The organism is Enterobacter sp. N18-03635 (genome assembly GCF_004006055.1).
Classification (GTDB): domain Bacteria; phylum Pseudomonadota; class Gammaproteobacteria; order Enterobacterales; family Enterobacteriaceae; genus Enterobacter; species Enterobacter vonholyi.
The window spans coordinates 3,329,238-3,346,150 of record NZ_CP034769.1 but is presented as its reverse complement, the minus strand read 5'-3'; the positions used below and the strand labels follow the sequence as shown (position 1 = coordinate 3,346,150).

The following is a 16,913-nucleotide window of genomic DNA, read 5'->3' as shown; positions in this document are numbered from 1 at the left end:
GCCAAAGGATGTTCGCATCCTTTGGCGTCTTACCTTTGTTTCCTATGGTAATCTTGCCGTTAACCGCCTACGATCATAGCTATTATAAATGGAATAGTTAGAGGTGGTTATGCGCTGGCAAGGGCGTCGTGAAAGTGACAATGTAGAAGACAGACGCAGTGATGGCGGCGGCGGTCCTTCAATGGGGGGACCCGGCTTCCGGTTACCCAGCGGTAAGGGCGGCATCATCCTGCTGATTGTGGTTTTAGTCGCGGGTTATTACGGCGTTGACCTCACAGGGTTGATGACCGGTCAGCCGCTGCAACAGCAGCAATCTCAGCACTCCATCAGCCCGAATGAAGATGAAGCGGCCAAATTTACCTCCGTTATCCTCGCCACAACGGAAGACACCTGGGGTCAGCTGTTTGAGAAGATGGGGCGTACCTACCAGCAGCCGAAGCTGGTGATGTACCGCGGCGCCACCCGCACCGGATGCGGAACCGGACAGTCCGTGATGGGCCCGTTCTACTGCCCGGCAGACGGCACCGTCTATATCGATCTCTCCTTTTACGATGACATGAAACGCAAGCTTGGCGCTGACGGTGATTTTGCCCAGGGCTACGTGATCGCGCATGAAGTCGGCCATCACGTGCAAAAGCTGCTGGGGATTGAGCCTAAGGTGCGCCAGCTGCAGCAAAATGCCTCGCAGGCAGAAGTTAACCGACTGTCCGTCAAAATGGAGCTGCAGGCGGACTGCTTCGCGGGCGTCTGGGGCCACAGCATGCAGCAGCAGGGCGTCCTGGAATCCGGCGATCTTGAGGAGGCGTTAAACGCCGCTCAGGCTATCGGTGACGACCGTCTTCAGCAGCAGAGCCAGGGGCGCGTCGTGCCGGACAGCTTCACTCACGGTACCTCACAGCAGCGCTACAGCTGGTTCAAACGCGGCTTCGACAGCGGCGACCCGGCGCAGTGTAATACCTTCGGCAAAGCGATGTAATGCTGGCGTTTGAACAGCTGATACGCGAGCTTGAGCGCACCGGCCATCGCCGGCTGGTGGTGCTCAGCGGCGAGGTACAGTGGACGTTAACCCAGGCGCTTGCCCTGCGTGCCGCCCTGCCTGGAGACTGGGTTTGGCTTGACGAACATCCTTCAAAAGCCATCAGCGGCCTGCTGGGACGCGAGTTCCGGCATGCTGTTTTTGACGCCAGCGCCGGGTTTGATGTCGCCGCGTTTGCCGCCCTGAGCGGAACGCTGAGCGCCGGAAGCCTTCTGGTGCTGCGGGTTCCGCCACTCGACGCGTGGGCCGGGTTGCCAGACAGCGATTCACTGCGCTGGAGCGACAGCGCGGAAGCAATAGCCACGCCGCATTTTGTCCACCATTTCTCCCGGACGATTGCAGCCGATCCCGACGCGATTGTCTGGCTTCAGGGCCGCGCGTTATCCCTTCCGCCTTTACCCGACGCGCCAGACTGGCAGCCTGCCAGCGGCGCCCCGCAGCGCGAACAGGCTGAGATCCTGGATGTGCTGCAGGGGATGTCGGGTGGCATCGTGGCCGTCACCGCCGCGCGCGGGCGCGGAAAATCAGCCCTGGCGGGAATGTTGCTGAGCCGCATTGCTGGCAGCGCCGTGGTTACCGCGCCGTCGAAGGGGGCAACGGATATCATCGCCCGTTTTGCCGGAGAGCGTTTTCATTTTATGGCCCCGGACGCGCTGCTTGCCTCTTCACGCCAGGCAGACTGGCTGATTGTTGATGAAGCCGCTGCGATCCCCGGACCTCTGCTGGAAAAGTTAGTTGCCCGTTTCCCCCGCGTGCTGTTGACCACCACGGTGCAGGGCTATGAAGGGACGGGCCGGGGATTTTTGCTTAAATTCTGCGGTCGGTTTGCCGGGCTGCAGCGCTACAGCTTATCTACACCTGTACGCTGGGCGGCGGGCTGCCCGCTTGAGCGTATCGTCGCCAGCGCGCTGCTGTTTGACGATACGCTGATCGACCGTCGCCCTGAAGGAGAGGTGCATTTAACGTCTCTGGCGCCGACGGCATGGGAAAGCCGCCCGGCGCTTGCCGCGAGCGTGTATGAGCTCCTCTGCGCGGCGCATTACCGCACCTCGCCGCTCGATTTGCGCCGCATGATGGACGCGCCCGGGCAGCAGTTTGCCGTTGCCGAAACGAACCCGGTTATCGCCGGGGCGCTATGGCTGGTGGAGGAGGGCGGGCTGTTCCCTGAGCTTAGCCGCGCCGTGTGGGCGGGGTTCCGGCGTCCGCGCGGGAACCTGGTGGCGCAGTCTCTGGCGGCACACGGCGGCTCTCCGCTGGCGGCGACGCTCAGAGGACGGCGGGTGACCCGCATTGCCGTGCACCCTCGCCGTCAGCGGGAAGGGATTGGCCAGGCGCTTGTTCGCAGCGCCTGCGGCGAAGATTATCTGTCGGTGAGCTTTGGTTATACCGATGAGCTGTGGCGTTTCTGGCAGCAGTGCGGCTTTGTGCTGGTGCGGATGGGCAGCCATCGTGAAGCCAGCAGCGGCTGCTACACGGCGATGGCGCTGCTGCCGCTTAGCGAGGCAGGGCGTCGGCTGTGCGCGCAGGAACATCAGCGTTTGTGCCGGGATATGCGCGTCCTGTCTGCCTGGAACGGTGAAAAGATCCCCGTGGAAGACCGATGGGAAGCTACCCTTAATAGTGACGACTGGCTGGAGCTGGCGGGGTTTGCTTTTGCACATCGGGCGTTTTCAACCTCGGTTGCCGCGCTGACGCGGCTGTTGTTAGCCGTGGACATGCCGCTTCCGGCCCTGCGTGGGAAAATGGCAGGAAAAACGGAAGACGTCGGGCGAAAAGCGTTGCTGGCAAAGCTGCGCAGTGAAACCGCGCAAGCGCTTGAAAGCCTTGATTATCCCCGCTGCCAGCAGTTGAAGGAAGACATTTTGCAATGGCAATTTTTTCAATGACTTCTTCAGTAAAGTGGCATGGTCATTCACGTCGGGAGGCGTAGAATCCAGGTCATCTATTAAGGAGACCACCATGAAACACGATCATTTTGTTGTTCAAAGCCCTGACAAACCGGCTAAACAGTTACTGCTTCTGTTTCATGGGGTTGGCGATAATGCCGTCAATATGGGGCAGATTGGCAGCTGGTTTGCGCCCGTTTTCCCCGAAGCGCTGATTGTCAGCATCGGTGGCGTAGAGCCATGCGGCCCGAACGGGCGCCAGTGGTTCTCGGTTCAGGGCGTGACGGAAGAGAACCGTCAGGCGCGCATTGACGCCATCATGCCGACCTTTATCGACGTCGTCCGCTACTGGCAGCAGCAGAGCAGCGTGGGTGCCGAGGCGACCGCGCTGATTGGCTTCTCTCAGGGGTCAATCATGTCGCTGGAAAGCGTAAAGGCGCACCCGGGTCTGGTGTCACGGGTGATTGCGTTTAACGGCCGTTTTGCGACGTTACCGACGAGCGCAACCACGCAAACCACGATCCACTTAATCCACGGCGGTGAAGACCGGGTGATTGAGCTCTCGCATGCGGTTGCTGCCCAGGAAGCGCTGATTCGCGAAGGCGGAGATGTGACGCTGGATATCGTTGACGATCTGGGCCACGCCATTGACGACCGCAGCATGCAGTTCGCGCTCGATCGTTTGCGCTATACCGTACCGAAGCACTACTTTGATGAAGCGCTCAGCGGCGGTAAGCCGGATAATGATGATATTGTTGAGTTTATGTGAGGTTATCCCCTCTCCACAGGAGAGGGGATACGGACCGGTTACTTCTTCTGGTCTTTCTTCGGCCAGTCGTCGTCATCGTCCCACTTGTCGTTGAAATCACGGTGCGGGGGAAGATCCGGTTTGTTGGCGAGAAATTTTTTATGGTCCACGCGCTTAAGGTCTTTAATCACGTTAAGCAGTACGCCGACCAGAAAAACCAACACCAGAACCCACCAGTACTTTGAAAGCCAATCCATTCGCTATTCCTCTCAGAGCGTTCGTCAGGCGACGAGTTGCTCCATAATACGTTGATACATACGGGCCAGCAGTTGTAAATCTGCCGCATTGACACACTCATTTATTTTATGAATGGTTGCGTTCACTGGCCCCAGTTCGACAACCTGTGCACCCATACGGGCGATAAAGCGTCCGTCTGAGGTGCCACCCGTTGTCAGCAGCTGTGGCTTAATTTCATTATAGTGCTCGATGGCGTTCACCACCGCATCCACCAGTTTGCCGCGCTGCGTCAGGAACGGCTGGCCGGAAAGCCACCACTCCACGGTGTAGCGCAGTTGATATTTTTCCAGAAGGGCAACAACGCGCGCCTTGATCATCTCATCGGTCAGCTCAGTGCTGAAGCGGAAGTTGAACTGGACGAAGTAATCCCCCGGGATCACGTTATTGCTGCCGGTCCCGGCCTTGACGTTCGCAATCTGCATGCTGGTCGGCGGGAAGAACTCGTTGCCCTTATCCCACTCAATCGCCACCAGCTCGCTCAGCATTGGCGCGGCGCGGTGGACCGGGTTATCGGCCAGATGCGGATAAGCTACGTGGCCCTGTACACCGTGAATGGTCAGGTTACAGGTCAGAGAGCCACGGCGTCCGTTTTTGACGACGTCACCCACCACTTCGGTGCTGGACGGCTCACCGACCAGGCAGTAGTCGAGACGCTCGTTGCGTGCCATCAGCGCTTCAACAACCTTCACGGTACCGTTGTGCGCGCTGGCTTCTTCGTCGGAGGTTACCAAAAACGCGAGGCGGTTTTTGTGGTTCGGATGCTGCGCCACAAAGCGCTCTGCCGCCACGACCATCGCCGCCAGAGAACCTTTCATGTCTGCCGCGCCGCGACCAAACAGCATGCCGTCGCGAATGGTCGGCTCAAACGGTGGGTTAATCCAGCGGTCCGCGTCACCGGCGGGAACGACGTCAGTATGCCCGGCGAAGGCCAGCGTTTCGCCCTGGCCGCGCCACGCCCAGAAGTTCTGGGTATCGCCAAAATCCATGCGTTCAACGGTAAAACCGATGGCACGCAGGCGTTCAATCATAAGAGCCTGACAACCTGCGTCGTCCGGGCTAAGGGAAGGACGGCGAATAAGCTGCTGAGTCAGCTCAATGACCGGGCATGACATAAACTACACCTCAACGAAAAAAGTCGGAATAAAGGGTTTCACTGAAACCCAGCAGCATAGGCTGCCCTGGCGCGCAGAGCAATGGGCGTTTGATAATTGCCGGCATCTCGAGCATCAGTTTTGCCGCGCTGTCTGCATCGGTGATGCTGGCGCGCAGAGATTCGTCCAGTTTACGCCATGTGGTACCGCGAGTGTTCAGCAGAGCTTCCCAGCCCAGTTCGCGGATAGCGCTATGCAGAAATTCTGCATCAAGCCCATCGGCGCGGTAATCGTGGAAGCGGTACTCCACGCCGTTCGCTTCCAGCCATCGACGGGCTTTTTTGATGGTGTCGCAATTTTTAATGCCGTACATCACAACCATGGTGAATCCTTTTGACCTTATGATGATTAAATGTTCAGTAAATTCGAAGATATATCCTTAAGTGGAATATAACACATTCAGGAATCGTCTGGATTTACACTTTATATCAATTCAACTCACATCTGTGCGCTGAATATTCTTTCACCATTTAAGCATAGATGTCCATAAACTTTAAAAACCCAATAAACTCAGCAAATAAAATAAAACTCACCCATCCGTAGGGTTATTTCAAAATATTGCTGGCCGTCACAAAAAATTGAGGTCTCACCGTTCATATTTATCATAAATCCCCGCAGGACGTGGGTTACAATCACAGCAATTGGTTAAATAGTCTTCACAATGATGGCCCGTTTTTGTAGAATGCGCATAATAATAAGAGAGGTAGTTATGATTGAACGTGAACTGGGGAACTGGAAAGATTTTATCGAAGGCATGCTTCGTAAATGACATTCAGTAAGAATTGTAAGAGCACTAAAATAAGTAAAATAACCATAGTGTGAATTAATCACACAGTAAAAAGGCGGCCGATAAAGCCGCCTTTTTTTATTTCAATTACTTACTCAGCACGTTCCTTTAGCGGGAAGCGACGACGCACCAGCACAAAGAACAGCGGAACGAAATAAATGGCCAGGATGGTGGCGGAAATCATGCCGCCCATGACCCCCGTCCCGACGGCGTGCTGGCTGCTGGAGCCTGCTCCCGTACTGGTTGCCATCGGCAGTACGCCAAAGACAAACGCCAGTGACGTCATCAGGATCGGGCGCAGGCGCTGACGGCAGGCGTGCAGCGTGGCCGCCATCAGCTCGTGGCCTTTGGCATTCATCTCGTTGGCAAACTCAACGATCAGAATGGCGTTTTTCGCCGACAGCCCAATCACGGTGAGCAGACCCACCTGGAAGTAAACATCGTTCTCCAGACCGCGCATCCAGGTCGCGAGCAGGGCACCAATGACGCCAAGGGGCACGACCAGCATGACGGAGAACGGGACCGACCAGCTTTCATACAGGGCGGCAAGGCAGAGGAAGACCACCAGCAGAGAGAGTGCGTAAAGTGCGGGAGCCTGCGCCCCGGAGAGACGCTCCTGGTAAGACATGGCCGTCCACTCCAGACCAAAGCCGGCGGGCAGCTGTTGCACCAGTTTTTCCATAGTGTCCATGGCGGTACCGGTGCTGACGCCCGGCGCGGCTTCCCCGACGATTTCAACCGCAGAGTAGCCGTTATAGCGCTCCAGGCGTGGCGATCCGCTCTCCCAGTGCGAAGTCGCAAAGGCAGAGAACGGCACCATGCCGCCAGCGTTATTCCTGACAAACCAGCGGTTAATATCATCCGGCAGCATGCGGAACGGCGCGGCGGACTGGACATAGACTTTTTTCACGCGGCCACGATCCATAAAGTCATTCACATAGCTCGAGCCCCACGCCGTTTGCAGGGTATCGTTGATATCGTTGATCGATACGCCCAGCGCCTGCGCCTTACGCTGATCGATATCCACCTGAAGCTGCGGGCTGTCATCCAGACCGTTATGGCGAACGCGGGTCAGGCCGGGATCGTTGCCCGCCAGCGCTAACAGCTTATCGCGTGCCGCCATCAGCGCCGTGTGTCCCGCACCGGCGTGATCCTGCAGCTCCATGTCAAACCCGGCGGAACTGCCAAGGCCGCTGATTGCCGGCGGGCTGCTGGCAAAGACGCGCGCCTCTTTGATGTGCGCGAAGGCTTTGGTCGCGCGTTCAATGATGGCAAATGATGTTCCCGTTCTGGTATCGCGCTCGTCCCAGTCCTTCAGGCGGACGAACATGCGGGCGACGTTCTGCCCGTTCCCGCCCGGCCCGGAACCGACGGTAGAGAAGACGGATACGACGTTATCTTTCTCTTTAGTAAAGAAATACTGCTCCACTTTCTGGACCACTTTCAGCGTCTGCTGCTGCGTTGCGCCGCTCGGCAGCTGCACCGAGGTGGTGAACATCCCTCGGTCTTCCATCGGCAGGAACGAGGTGGGCAGGTGCAGGAACAGCCACACCATCCCGCCCAGCAGCACGACGTAAACCATCATCCAGCGCAGGCTGCGGTGCAGTACACGCCCAACGGCAGATTCATACCGCGCGGCGTTGCGGTCGAACATGCGGTTAAACCAGCCGAAGAACCCTTTCTGCCCGTGATGCTCCCCTTTATGCAGCGGTTTCAGCAGGGTGGCGCACAGCGCGGGGGTGAGGATCAGCGCGACCAGCACGGAGAGCACCATCGCCGAGACGATGGTGATCGAGAACTGGCGATAAATCGCCCCGGTGGTGCCGCCAAAGAAGGCCATCGGGATAAAGACAGCCGACAGTACCATCGCGATACCGACTAGCGCCCCCTGAATTTGACCCATGGATTTACGCGTCGCCTGGCGCGGAGAGAGCCCTTCTTCGCTCATGATGCGCTCGACGTTTTCAACCACGACGATGGCATCATCCACCAGCAGGCCGATTGCCAGCACCATCGCAAACATCGTCAGGGTATTAATGCTATACCCGAACGCGTAAAGCACCGCAAAGGTCCCAAGCAGCACCACGGGGACTGCAATGGTGGGGATCAGCGTCGCGCGGAAGTTTTGCAGGAACAGGTACATGACCAGGAACACCAGCGCGATGGCTTCCAGCAGGGTCTTCACCACGTCCTCAATGGAGGCTTTAACGAAGGAGGTGGTTTCATAGGCGACTTTGTACTCCAGCCCGTGCGGGAAATACTGTGAAAGCTCATCCAGACGGTCTAACACCAGTTTTGCCGTCGCCATTTCGTTCGCGCCGGAGGCCAGTTTAATCCCCAAACCGGAAGCCTGATTGCCGTTAAAGCGGCTAAGGTAGTCGTATTTTTCGGCCCCCATTTCCACCGTGGCGACATCGCCCAGACGCACTTCCGACCCGTCCTGATTCACGCGCAGGGTGATGTTGCGGAACTGGTCCGGCGTCTGCAGCAGGGATTGCGAATTGATGGTGGCGTTCAGGGCTTGCTTATCAACGGAAGGTGTTCCCCCCAGTTGCCCCACCGCAATCTGGGCGTTCTGGGCTTTGATGGCATTCGTCACGTCGGTCGCCGTCATCTGATAGCTGTTGAGCTTGTTGGGATCGAGCCAGATGCGCATGGAGTATTGTGAGCCGTAGGCGTCAATATCCCCGACGCCGTTAATACGGCTGATGGGATCCTGAATATTACTGGCGACGTAGTCCGCGATGTCCTGTTTATCCATTGAGCCATCTGTCGAGACAAAGGCGATGGTCAATATGTTGGTATCGCCGGTTTTGCGCACGGTCACGCCCTGGTTTTGCACCGCCTGGGGCAGCTTGCGCATGGCCGACTGCAGCTGGTTTTGGACCTGCTGCACCGCTTCGTCCGGGTCGGTGCCCGCCTTAAAGCTCAGGGTGACCGTCGCCTGTCCCGTGGCGCTGCTTTGTGAGGACATGTACATCAGGTTATCCAGACCCGTCATGTTCTGCTCGATAACCTGCGTGACGGTATTTTCCAGCGTCTGTGCCGACGCGCCGGGGTAGTTTGCGGTGACGCGCACGTTCGGCGGTGCCAGGTCGGGGTATTGCTCAACGGGAAGTGAAGTAATCGCCAGGACGCCCGTCAGACACAACAGGATGGCAAGCACCCAGGCAAAAATGGGGCGATCGATAAAAAAATTCGCCATGAAAGTGTGACCTCGTTTTGCTGCACGTCATTATTGTTTATTGCCCGCATAACTTTAGCGGTAAGGCCCAGGTCAAACGTGGAGAAATAAAGGAGATAATGTAAATTATCATGCGCTTTTCCCTGCGCCTCCCTCTTTACCGTTATTTACCCGTTATCGGCGTGGGTGCCGGGAACGTCACGCTGACCAGCGTGCCGCCGTTTTGCGGCTGCGAGAAGTGCAGCATCCCGCCGAGCCGTTGCGCGCGTTCGCGCATAATATTCAGGCCGTAATGTCCCGGCGGCTCGCTGGCCTCGCCAATCCCAATGCCGTTATCACGAATGCTGACGCTGTGCGTCCCGTCCACTGAGGTCACGCAGCTTACGGTGATCTCGCTGGCCTGCGCGTGCTTAATGGCATTCAACACCGCCTCGCGGACGATCTGCAGCAAATGCACCTGCTTTTGCGCATCGAGCGCCAGCGAGGACAGACGACAGTCCAGATGCAGTTTGGCCTGCGTCTGGTTCTGCAGCCCGTCGAGGGACTCCTGCAGCGCCGCGGGTAAGTTCGCGTGGTTCAGCGTCAGGCGGAAGGTGGTCAGCAACTCGCGCAGCTGCTGCCAGGCATTGTTCAGCTCGCGGGAGAAGTCGGTGATGATGGTCTGCGCCGGGGTATTTTCCTCGGGCACGGCGCGTTTGAGCAGCGCAAGCTGAATGCGCAGATACGACAGCACCTGCGCCAGCGAATCGTGCAGCTCGCGGGCAATGGTGGCGCGCTCTTCCATCAGCAGCAGCTGCTGGTAATGCTTTTGCGCCTGGTTAAAGTACAGCCCGCGCCCGAGCATAGTCGCCACGCTTCTCATCAGCGGAAGGGGGACGCTGTCCGCCTCGCTTTGCCAGCGCAGCTCGCCGTAGAGCGTGTCCTGCATCAGTACCGGCAGGTTTTGCAGAGGGATACCCTCAGCCTCCGTCCCTTCACACAGCCGCCAGTCGTCGCTGGTGCGCAGTTCCAGATAATTCATCTGCGTATAGTCATGGACAATCTGCAGGATATGCCGGAAGTAGTGGCTGTCTATCTGGCCGGTATTCAGCGCCTGAGAGCACTTAAACAACATGTCGAGCTGCTGGTGGGCTTCATGCAAATGTCGCGTCTTTTCCGCGACCGAGGCTTCGAGAGAACGGTAGAGCGTATCCAGCTCGGCTGACATGTGGTTAAAGGCGCGCGAAAGCTGGCCCAGCTCGTTCGGCAGGGCGCTATCCGGCGCAGGCGTGGCAAACTCGCCGCGCTCAATGCGTTCGCTGGCCGCTACCAGGTTATTCAGCGGTAGCACCACCTGGCGGCGGATGCGTCGCAGGGTAAACAGCGTCAGCAGCAGGATCCCGAGTGCGCCAGCCAGCGAGAGCAGGGTGACCGTCTGAATTTTATGTTCAGTGTAGTGCTGCAGGGCGAGCACAAAGGCATCAATGCGGCCGACAAAATCTTCAATATTGCGTTGATACCACGCGCTGTCGCCGCGGGCGATGCGCGCATCCATCTCCTGCCAGGCCACATGAAGCTGCTGATATCGTGCTTTAACATTGTCGGGGACGTACCAGCGGTTCAGCTTTTGCAGGGCAGGCGCGCCGAGCGTCTGTTGCCAGCTCTCGCGATGTGCCGCAAGAGAAGGGCTGTTGCGCTGCATCTCGTAACCCATGCGATAGCTCTGCATGCGCAGCGAACCGGCGATATTGATGGCTTCGGCATCACGCTGGCTGCTTGCCAGCGTCAGCAGCGCGACGGTGCTGGTCAGCACGGACAGGGCTATGATCGAAAAGAAAGCCCAGGCAAGGCTTCCGGAAACGGGTCGTTTAACGGTCACAGAACGGCTCTCTGAATAAAATTGATCTGCCACAGGTTCACTGGAAATAATTGGGCGCTTCAGGCATTTGAAAGTTGCCCGATCGCACCGTGATGCGTAAATACCATACTCTTATAAAGAGAAAGGTTATTGAACCAAAAACAGGTGTGGTTATGAATCGTTTTATTATGGCTAACAGCCAGCAGTGCATTGGGTGTCACGCCTGCGAAGTGGCCTGCGTGATGGCGCACAACGATGAGCAGCATGTCCTGAGCGAGCGCCATTTTCATCCGCGTATCACGGTCCTGAGAGCTGGCGAGAAGAGCCGCCCCGTGACCTGTCATCATTGCGAAAACGCGCCCTGCGCGCAAAGCTGCCCGAACGGCGCCATCAGCAAATGCGATGACAGCGTACAGGTGAATCAACAAAAATGCATCGGCTGTAAGGCCTGCGTGGTGGCCTGCCCGTTTGGCACGATGGAGATTATCGTCACCCCGCTCGACAACGGCAGCGTGAAGGCTTCGGCGAATAAATGCGATCTCTGCCTGACGCGTCCACACGGCCCGGCCTGTATCGAAAATTGCCCGGCGGATGTCCTCTCCCTGGCGACGTCTGCCGTGCTGGACAATCTGACGAAATCACGCCGACAGCGCACGGCCTGCCTGGAGGCGCAGCCCTGGCATGCGGAGGTCGTCGGCGTGGACGCGCCGCGTACCAAACTGCAGCAGATGCAGGCGACGGCGCCACGCGGCGAGCCCGACAAGCTGGCTGCCGCAGAACGCGTGGGCCATTTTAACGAAATTTACCTGCCGTTCCGGGCCGAACAGGCCGTTCGCGAGGCGTCGCGCTGCCTGAAATGCGGAGAGCACAGCATTTGCGAGTGGACCTGCCCGCTGCACAACCACATTCCGCAGTGGATCGAGCGCCTCAACTCGGGAGATATCGCCGGCGCGGCCGAGCTTTCTCATCAGACTAACTGTTTACCTGAAATTACCGGCCGCGTCTGCCCGCAGGATCGATTATGCGAGGGTGCCTGCACAATACGTGAAGAGGCAGGATCCGTGACCATCGGCAACATCGAGCGCTATATCTCCGATCGGGCGCTGGCGATGGGCTGGCGGCCGGATATGTCCGCCGTCACGTCGTCAGGTAAACGCGTCGCGATCGTCGGCGCGGGGCCTGCCGGGCTGGCGTGCGCCGACGTGCTGGCGCGCCGCGGCGTGAGCGTGACGGTCTATGACCGGCACCCGGAAATTGGCGGATTGCTGACCTTTGGCATCCCGGCGTTCAAGCTGGACAAATCGCTGCTCGCGCGGCGCAGAGAGATATTTACCGCGATGGGGATCCGCTTCGAGCTTAACTGCGAGGTGGGCCAGGACGTGTCGATGTCGCAGTTAAAGCACGATTACGACGCCCTGTTTATTGGCGTGGGAACCTATCGCTCGATGAAGGCGGGTATCCCACATGAAGACGCGCCAGGTGTCTACGACGCGCTGCCTTTCCTGGTGGGCAACACGCGCCATGTTATGGGGCTGGAGGCAACGGCAAGCGAACCGTTCATCGACACCCATGGCCTGAACGTGGTGGTGCTTGGTGGGGGCGATACCGCGATGGACTGCGTCCGAACCGCGTTACGCCACGGTGCGGCGAAGGTGACCTGCGCCTATCGTCGGGATGAGGCCAACATGCCGGGCTCGAAGAAAGAGGTGAAGAACGCCAGAGAAGAGGGGGCGGCGTTTGAATTTAACGTCCAGCCGGTTGAGCTGACGCTGGATCCGAACGGAAAGGTCAACGGTATCCGGATGCTGCGTACCGAGCTCGGAGAGTCGGATGCGCAGGGACGGCGGCGACCGGTTCCGGTGGCGGGCAGCGAGTTTGTGATGGCCGCGGATGCGGTCATCATGGCGTTTGGTTTTAACCCGCACGCGATGCCGTGGCTGCAGGCGCAGGGTGTCGAAACGGATGACAGGGGGCGGATCGTGGCCTCGGTCGAGAGCCGTTACCGTTACCAGACGACCAACCCGCAGATCTTCGCCGGGGGCGATGCGGTACGCGGCGCGGATCTGGTGGTGACCGCAATGGCGGAAGGACGCCATGCCGCGCAAGGGATCCTCGACTGGCTTGGGGTTAACGCGCCAAAACATCATTAAACCGGCGGGCGACAAAGCGGGATTCACGGCGTAGTATAGGACGACTCATTGTGCTGTGGAGCCCGTATGACCCTGAAAATTGACGTTATAAAAGACAAAATTCTTTCTGAAAACTACTTTGTCCTGCGTAACATCACCTATGATCTTACACGTAGCAACGGTGAGGTTATCCGCCACAAACGCGAGGTCTACGACCGCGGCAACGGAGCGACCATTCTGCTCTATAACCGTGACAAGCAGAGCGTGGTGCTAATCCGTCAGTTCAGGGTGGCGACATGGGTTAATGGCAACCCTGATGGACGTTTGATTGAAACCTGCGCGGGCCTGCTCGATGACGATGAGCCGGAAGTTTGTATCCGCAAAGAGGCCGTGGAAGAAACCGGCTTCGAAGTGGGTGAGGTCAAAAAGGTCTTCGAGCTGTTTATGTCTCCGGGCGGCGTAACGGAAATTGTGCATTTCTTCATTGCCGAATACAGCGACGCCCAGCGCACGCACCGGGGCGGTGGCGTAGAGGATGAAGATATTGAAGTGCTGGAGCTTCCTTTTATCCGGGCGCTGGAGATGATGCGTTCAGGCGAAATCAGGGATGGTAAGGCAGTGATATTATTGCAGTATTTACAGACGACCGGGTTGATGAACGCTGCTTTCGAGCGGATGTAGTGCATTTTTCGGGTATATCTGATAAATCCGATTGAGCAACCCCGCCGGGAACACGAAGATACTGCCCAGTTAAGCGTTTTCGTTCCGGGATTGTGTCATTCATGCGCTACAGCGTCTTTTTGTTTTACCTGTTTTGTGTGCTTCTCGCGCCGCAGGTGCGGGCTGCACCTGCGCAGCAAGCCTTTTCTGACTGGCAGGTAACCTGCAATAACCAGAATTTTTGCCTTGCACGCAACACGGGTGAACACCGTGGTCTGGTCATGACGCTCACCCGTAGCGCCGGGGCGAAAACGGATGCCACTCTGCGTATCGATCTTGGCGGTCTTGATACACCCTCGATCAAAGAGCCAGAGATTGCCCCCCGGCTGCTGCTGGATAGCGTTCCTCTGAAGCTGGACAAACAGCGCTGGCAGCTCACGCCATGGCATCTGAAAACGGACGATGCGGCCACCATCACCGCCTTTCTGAAAAATATCCAGGAAGGGAAGGCCCTGACTCTGCGCGGCGGTAAGCAGGTCATTTCACTGACAGGGCTTAAGGCCGCACTGCTGTTCATTGATGCGCAGCAAAAGCGCGTCGGCAGCGAAACCGCGTGGATCAAGAAAGGTGACGATCCGCCGTTAAGCGTTCCGCCTGCACCCGCCTTAAAAAAGGTGGCGGTCGTCAATCCGACCCCGACGCCACTCTCCCACGCCGAACTGAACGACCTGCTGGACTATGGCACCGGCAGGATGAACAGCAGCCAGTGCTCGCTGGATCCTAACCGCCGTGAAGTGCGCGTCACCGCGTTAACCGATGAGAAAGCGCTGCTGATCGTCAGCTGCGAGGCGGGGGCCTATAACACGGTCGATCTGGCGTGGCTGGTATCACGTAAAAAACCGTTCACCGCACGCAGCGTCAGGCTGCGTCTGCCGTTTACGCCGTCAGGCGACGGAAGCGAAATGGAGTTGATGAATGCCAGCTTCGATGAAAAGACGCGCGAGCTGACAACGCTGGCGCTGGGGCGCGGTTTGGGCGATTGCGGAGTCCAGACGCGCTGGCGTTTTGACGGACAGCGATTCCGCCTGGTGCGCTACGCCGAGGAGCCCAGCTGTGATAACTGGAACGGGCCAGATGCCTGGCCCACGCTGTGGATCACGCGCTAGTTTTGCCCGGTAAGCGTAGCGCCACCGGGCACGCAGACCGCGCTACAGCACGCTTAACGCCTTCTCAACCACGTTCTCAACGGTAAAGCCGAAGTACGGGAACAGCTTGTCGGCAGGGGCGGACTCACCGTAGCCCCTCATTCCGACAATCGCCCCTTTCAGACCCACATATTTGTACCAGTAGTCGGCAATACCGGCTTCCACCGCCACGCGCGCTGCGACGTTTGAGGGCAGTACCGATTCGCGGTACGCCTCGTCCTGGGCATCGAAAATATCCGTAGAAGGCAGGGACACCACGCGCACCGCGTGGCCTTCGGCGGTCAGTTTCTCCGCCGCTTTCACCGTGATTTCCACCTCGGAGCCGGTGGCAATCAGGATCACGTCCGGCTTGCCGCCGCTGTCTTTTAGGATGTAGCCGCCGCGGGCGATGTTTTTCACCTGCTCCGGGGTACGCTCAATCTGCGCCAGGTTCTGGCGCGACAGAATTAATGCCGTTGGGCCGTTGTGGCGTTCTACCGCCAGCTTCCAGCCCACCGCAGCTTCGACCTGATCGCAGGGACGCCACGTGCTGAAGTTCGGCGTCAGGCGCAGGCTCGCCAGCTGTTCAACCGCCTGGTGGGTGGGGCCGTCTTCTCCCAGACCGATGGAGTCGTGGGTATAGACCATAATCTGCCGCGCCTTCATCAGCGCTGCCATGCGCGCCGCGTTACGGGCGTACTCGACGAACATCAGGAAGGTGGCGGTGTAGGGCACGAAGCCGCCGTGATGGGCGATGCCGTTGGCAATCGCGGTCATCCCGAACTCGCGCACGCCGTAATGGATGTAATTCCCGGCGATGTCCTCTTTCAGCGATTTCGAACCCGACCAGATAGTCAGGTTACTCGGCGCCAGATCCGCCGATCCGCCGAGCAGTTCGGGCAGAAGAGGGCCGATTGCATTCAGGGTATTTTGCGACGCCTTACGGGTGGCGATTTTCGCCGGGTTGGACTGCAGTTTTTCAATCAGCGCCTGGGTTTTATCGTCCCAGTCTTCCGGCAGGCCGCCGCTCATGCGGCGGGAAAACTCGGCCGCCAGTTCAGGATGCGCTTTTTTGTAGGCGGCAAATTTATCGTTCCATGCGTGCTGCGCTTTCTCACCCTCTTCGCGGGCATCCCATGCCCGGTAGATCTCTTTCGGGATCTCAAACGGCGGATGTTTCCAGCCCAGCTTCTGCCGGGTCAGCGCCACTTCCTCCTCGCCCAGCGCCGCGCCGTGCGCCTCTTCTTTACCCGCCTTGTTCGGCGAGCCGAAGCCGATCGTGGTGCGGCAGATAATCAGGGACGGTTTGTCCTTCACGCTTTGCGCTTCCTGAATCGCTTTTTTCACCGCCTCTGGGTCGTGACCGTCGATCTCATGCACCACGTGCCAGTGGTAGGCTTCGAAGCGTTTTGCCGTGTCGTCGGTAAACCAGCCTTCGGTTTCCCCGTCGATGGAGATGCCGTTGTGATCGTAGAACCCGATCAGCTTGCCGAGCCCCAGGGTGCCCGCCAGGGAGCATACCTCATGGGAGATCCCCTCCATCAGACAGCCGTCACCCATAAACACGTAGGTGTAGTGATCGACAATCTCGTGGTCCGGCTGGTTGAACTGTGCCGCCAGCGTGCGTTCGGCAATCGCCAGCCCGACCGCATTTGCCAGCCCCTGGCCGAGCGGCCCGGTGGTGGTCTCCACGCCTGGCGTATAGCCGATCTCCGGGTGCCCCGGGGTTTTGGAGTGCAGCTGGCGGAAGTTTTTCAGCTCCTCAAGCGGCAGATCGTAGCCGGAAAGGTGCAGCAGGCTGTAGAGCAGCATTGAGGCGTGACCGTTGGAGAGAATAAAGCGGTCGCGATCGTACCAGGTGGGGTCATTGGGGTTGTGCTTCAGAAAGTCGTTCCACAGTACTTCGGCTATATCAGCCATGCCCATCGGCGCGCCGGGGTGGCCGGAATTGGCTTTCTGCACGGCATCCATGCTGAGGGCGCGGATGGCATTGGCTAGCTCTTTACGGGACATA

The 16,913-nt window shown here is 58.4% G+C and carries 13 protein-coding genes; 7 read left to right on the top strand and 6 right to left on the bottom strand.

All coding sequences use genetic code 11. The annotated features are described in order from the left end of the window. Positions 1 to 109: 109 nt before the first annotated feature. From ELK40_RS16615 to ypfH, 3 genes are all read left to right on the top strand, one after another. Positions 110 to 976, top strand: coding sequence for a neutral zinc metallopeptidase (locus tag ELK40_RS16615; protein ID WP_111965183.1), 867 nt, complete (start codon positions 110 to 112; stop codon positions 974 to 976). Then, positions 976 to 2,922 (top strand): GNAT family N-acetyltransferase, encoded by a 1,947-nt coding sequence (locus ELK40_RS16610; RefSeq protein ID WP_127731908.1) that lies wholly within the window; start codon positions 976 to 978, stop codon positions 2,920 to 2,922. Before ELK40_RS16615 ends, ELK40_RS16610 begins: the two co-directional genes overlap by 1 nt. Positions 2,923 to 2,995: 73 nt before the next feature. Continuing rightward, positions 2,996 to 3,691: an esterase gene (ypfH, locus tag ELK40_RS16605; RefSeq protein ID WP_127731906.1), complete on the top strand. Its 696-nt coding sequence runs from the start codon at positions 2,996 to 2,998 to the stop codon at positions 3,689 to 3,691. A gap of 38 nt (positions 3,692 to 3,729) precedes the next feature. Here the strand turns inward: ypfH and ELK40_RS16600 are convergent, their stop codons facing one another. From ELK40_RS16600 to ELK40_RS16590, 3 genes are read right to left on the bottom strand one after another with little or no spacing between them, the layout of a single operon-like run. Next, on the bottom strand, positions 3,730 to 3,927 hold the full coding sequence (locus ELK40_RS16600; RefSeq protein WP_008501627.1) for a YpfN family protein: 198 nt from the start codon (positions 3,925 to 3,927) through the stop codon (positions 3,730 to 3,732). A 24-nt stretch (positions 3,928 to 3,951) separates the two neighbouring features. Further along, positions 3,952 to 5,079: a succinyl-diaminopimelate desuccinylase gene (dapE, locus tag ELK40_RS16595; protein ID WP_115875968.1), complete on the bottom strand. Its 1,128-nt coding sequence runs from the start codon at positions 5,077 to 5,079 to the stop codon at positions 3,952 to 3,954. Positions 5,080 to 5,089: 10 nt separating this feature from the next. Further along, positions 5,090 to 5,440 (bottom strand): ArsC family reductase, encoded by a 351-nt coding sequence (locus tag ELK40_RS16590; protein ID WP_115875967.1) that lies wholly within the window; start codon positions 5,438 to 5,440, stop codon positions 5,090 to 5,092. Between the two features lie 387 nt (positions 5,441 to 5,827). Between ELK40_RS16590 and ypfM the strand changes: the two genes are divergently transcribed. Then, on the top strand, positions 5,828 to 5,887 hold the full coding sequence (gene ypfM / locus ELK40_RS16585; protein ID WP_015572204.1) for a protein YpfM: 60 nt from the start codon (positions 5,828 to 5,830) through the stop codon (positions 5,885 to 5,887). 109 nt (positions 5,888 to 5,996) lie between these two features. Here ypfM and acrD read toward each other — a convergent pair whose 3' ends face one another. Both acrD and narQ read right to left on the bottom strand, forming a co-directional pair. Beyond that, positions 5,997 to 9,110 (bottom strand): multidrug efflux RND transporter permease AcrD, encoded by a 3,114-nt coding sequence (gene acrD / locus ELK40_RS16580; protein ID WP_127731904.1) that lies wholly within the window; start codon positions 9,108 to 9,110, stop codon positions 5,997 to 5,999. A 142-nt stretch (positions 9,111 to 9,252) separates the two neighbouring features. Next, positions 9,253 to 10,947 (bottom strand): nitrate/nitrite two-component system sensor histidine kinase NarQ, encoded by a 1,695-nt coding sequence (gene narQ / locus ELK40_RS16575; protein ID WP_127731902.1) that lies wholly within the window; start codon positions 10,945 to 10,947, stop codon positions 9,253 to 9,255. Between the two features lie 152 nt (positions 10,948 to 11,099). On the opposite strand from narQ, the gene aegA reads away from it, so the two are divergent. The 3 genes from aegA (at position 11,100) to ELK40_RS16560 (ending at position 14,881) form a co-directional block, all read left to right on the top strand. After that, entirely contained in the window at positions 11,100 to 13,076 is a 1,977-nt protein-coding gene (gene aegA, locus ELK40_RS16570; protein WP_127731900.1) for a formate-dependent uric acid utilization protein AegA, read from the top strand. 66 nt (positions 13,077 to 13,142) lie between these two features. Beyond that, positions 13,143 to 13,736, top strand: coding sequence for a GDP-mannose pyrophosphatase NudK (gene nudK, locus ELK40_RS16565; RefSeq protein WP_127731898.1), 594 nt, complete (start codon positions 13,143 to 13,145; stop codon positions 13,734 to 13,736). Between the two features lie 101 nt (positions 13,737 to 13,837). Then, on the top strand, positions 13,838 to 14,881 hold the full coding sequence (locus ELK40_RS16560; protein ID WP_111965192.1) for a DUF1176 domain-containing protein: 1,044 nt from the start codon (positions 13,838 to 13,840) through the stop codon (positions 14,879 to 14,881). A 42-nt stretch (positions 14,882 to 14,923) separates the two neighbouring features. On the opposite strand, the gene tkt is transcribed toward ELK40_RS16560, so the two are convergent. Further along, complete coding sequence (tkt, locus tag ELK40_RS16555) at positions 14,924 to 16,912, bottom strand: transketolase (RefSeq protein ID WP_127731896.1); 1,989 nt, start codon at positions 16,910 to 16,912, stop codon at positions 14,924 to 14,926. Between the last annotated feature and the right edge of the window lies 1 nt (position 16,913).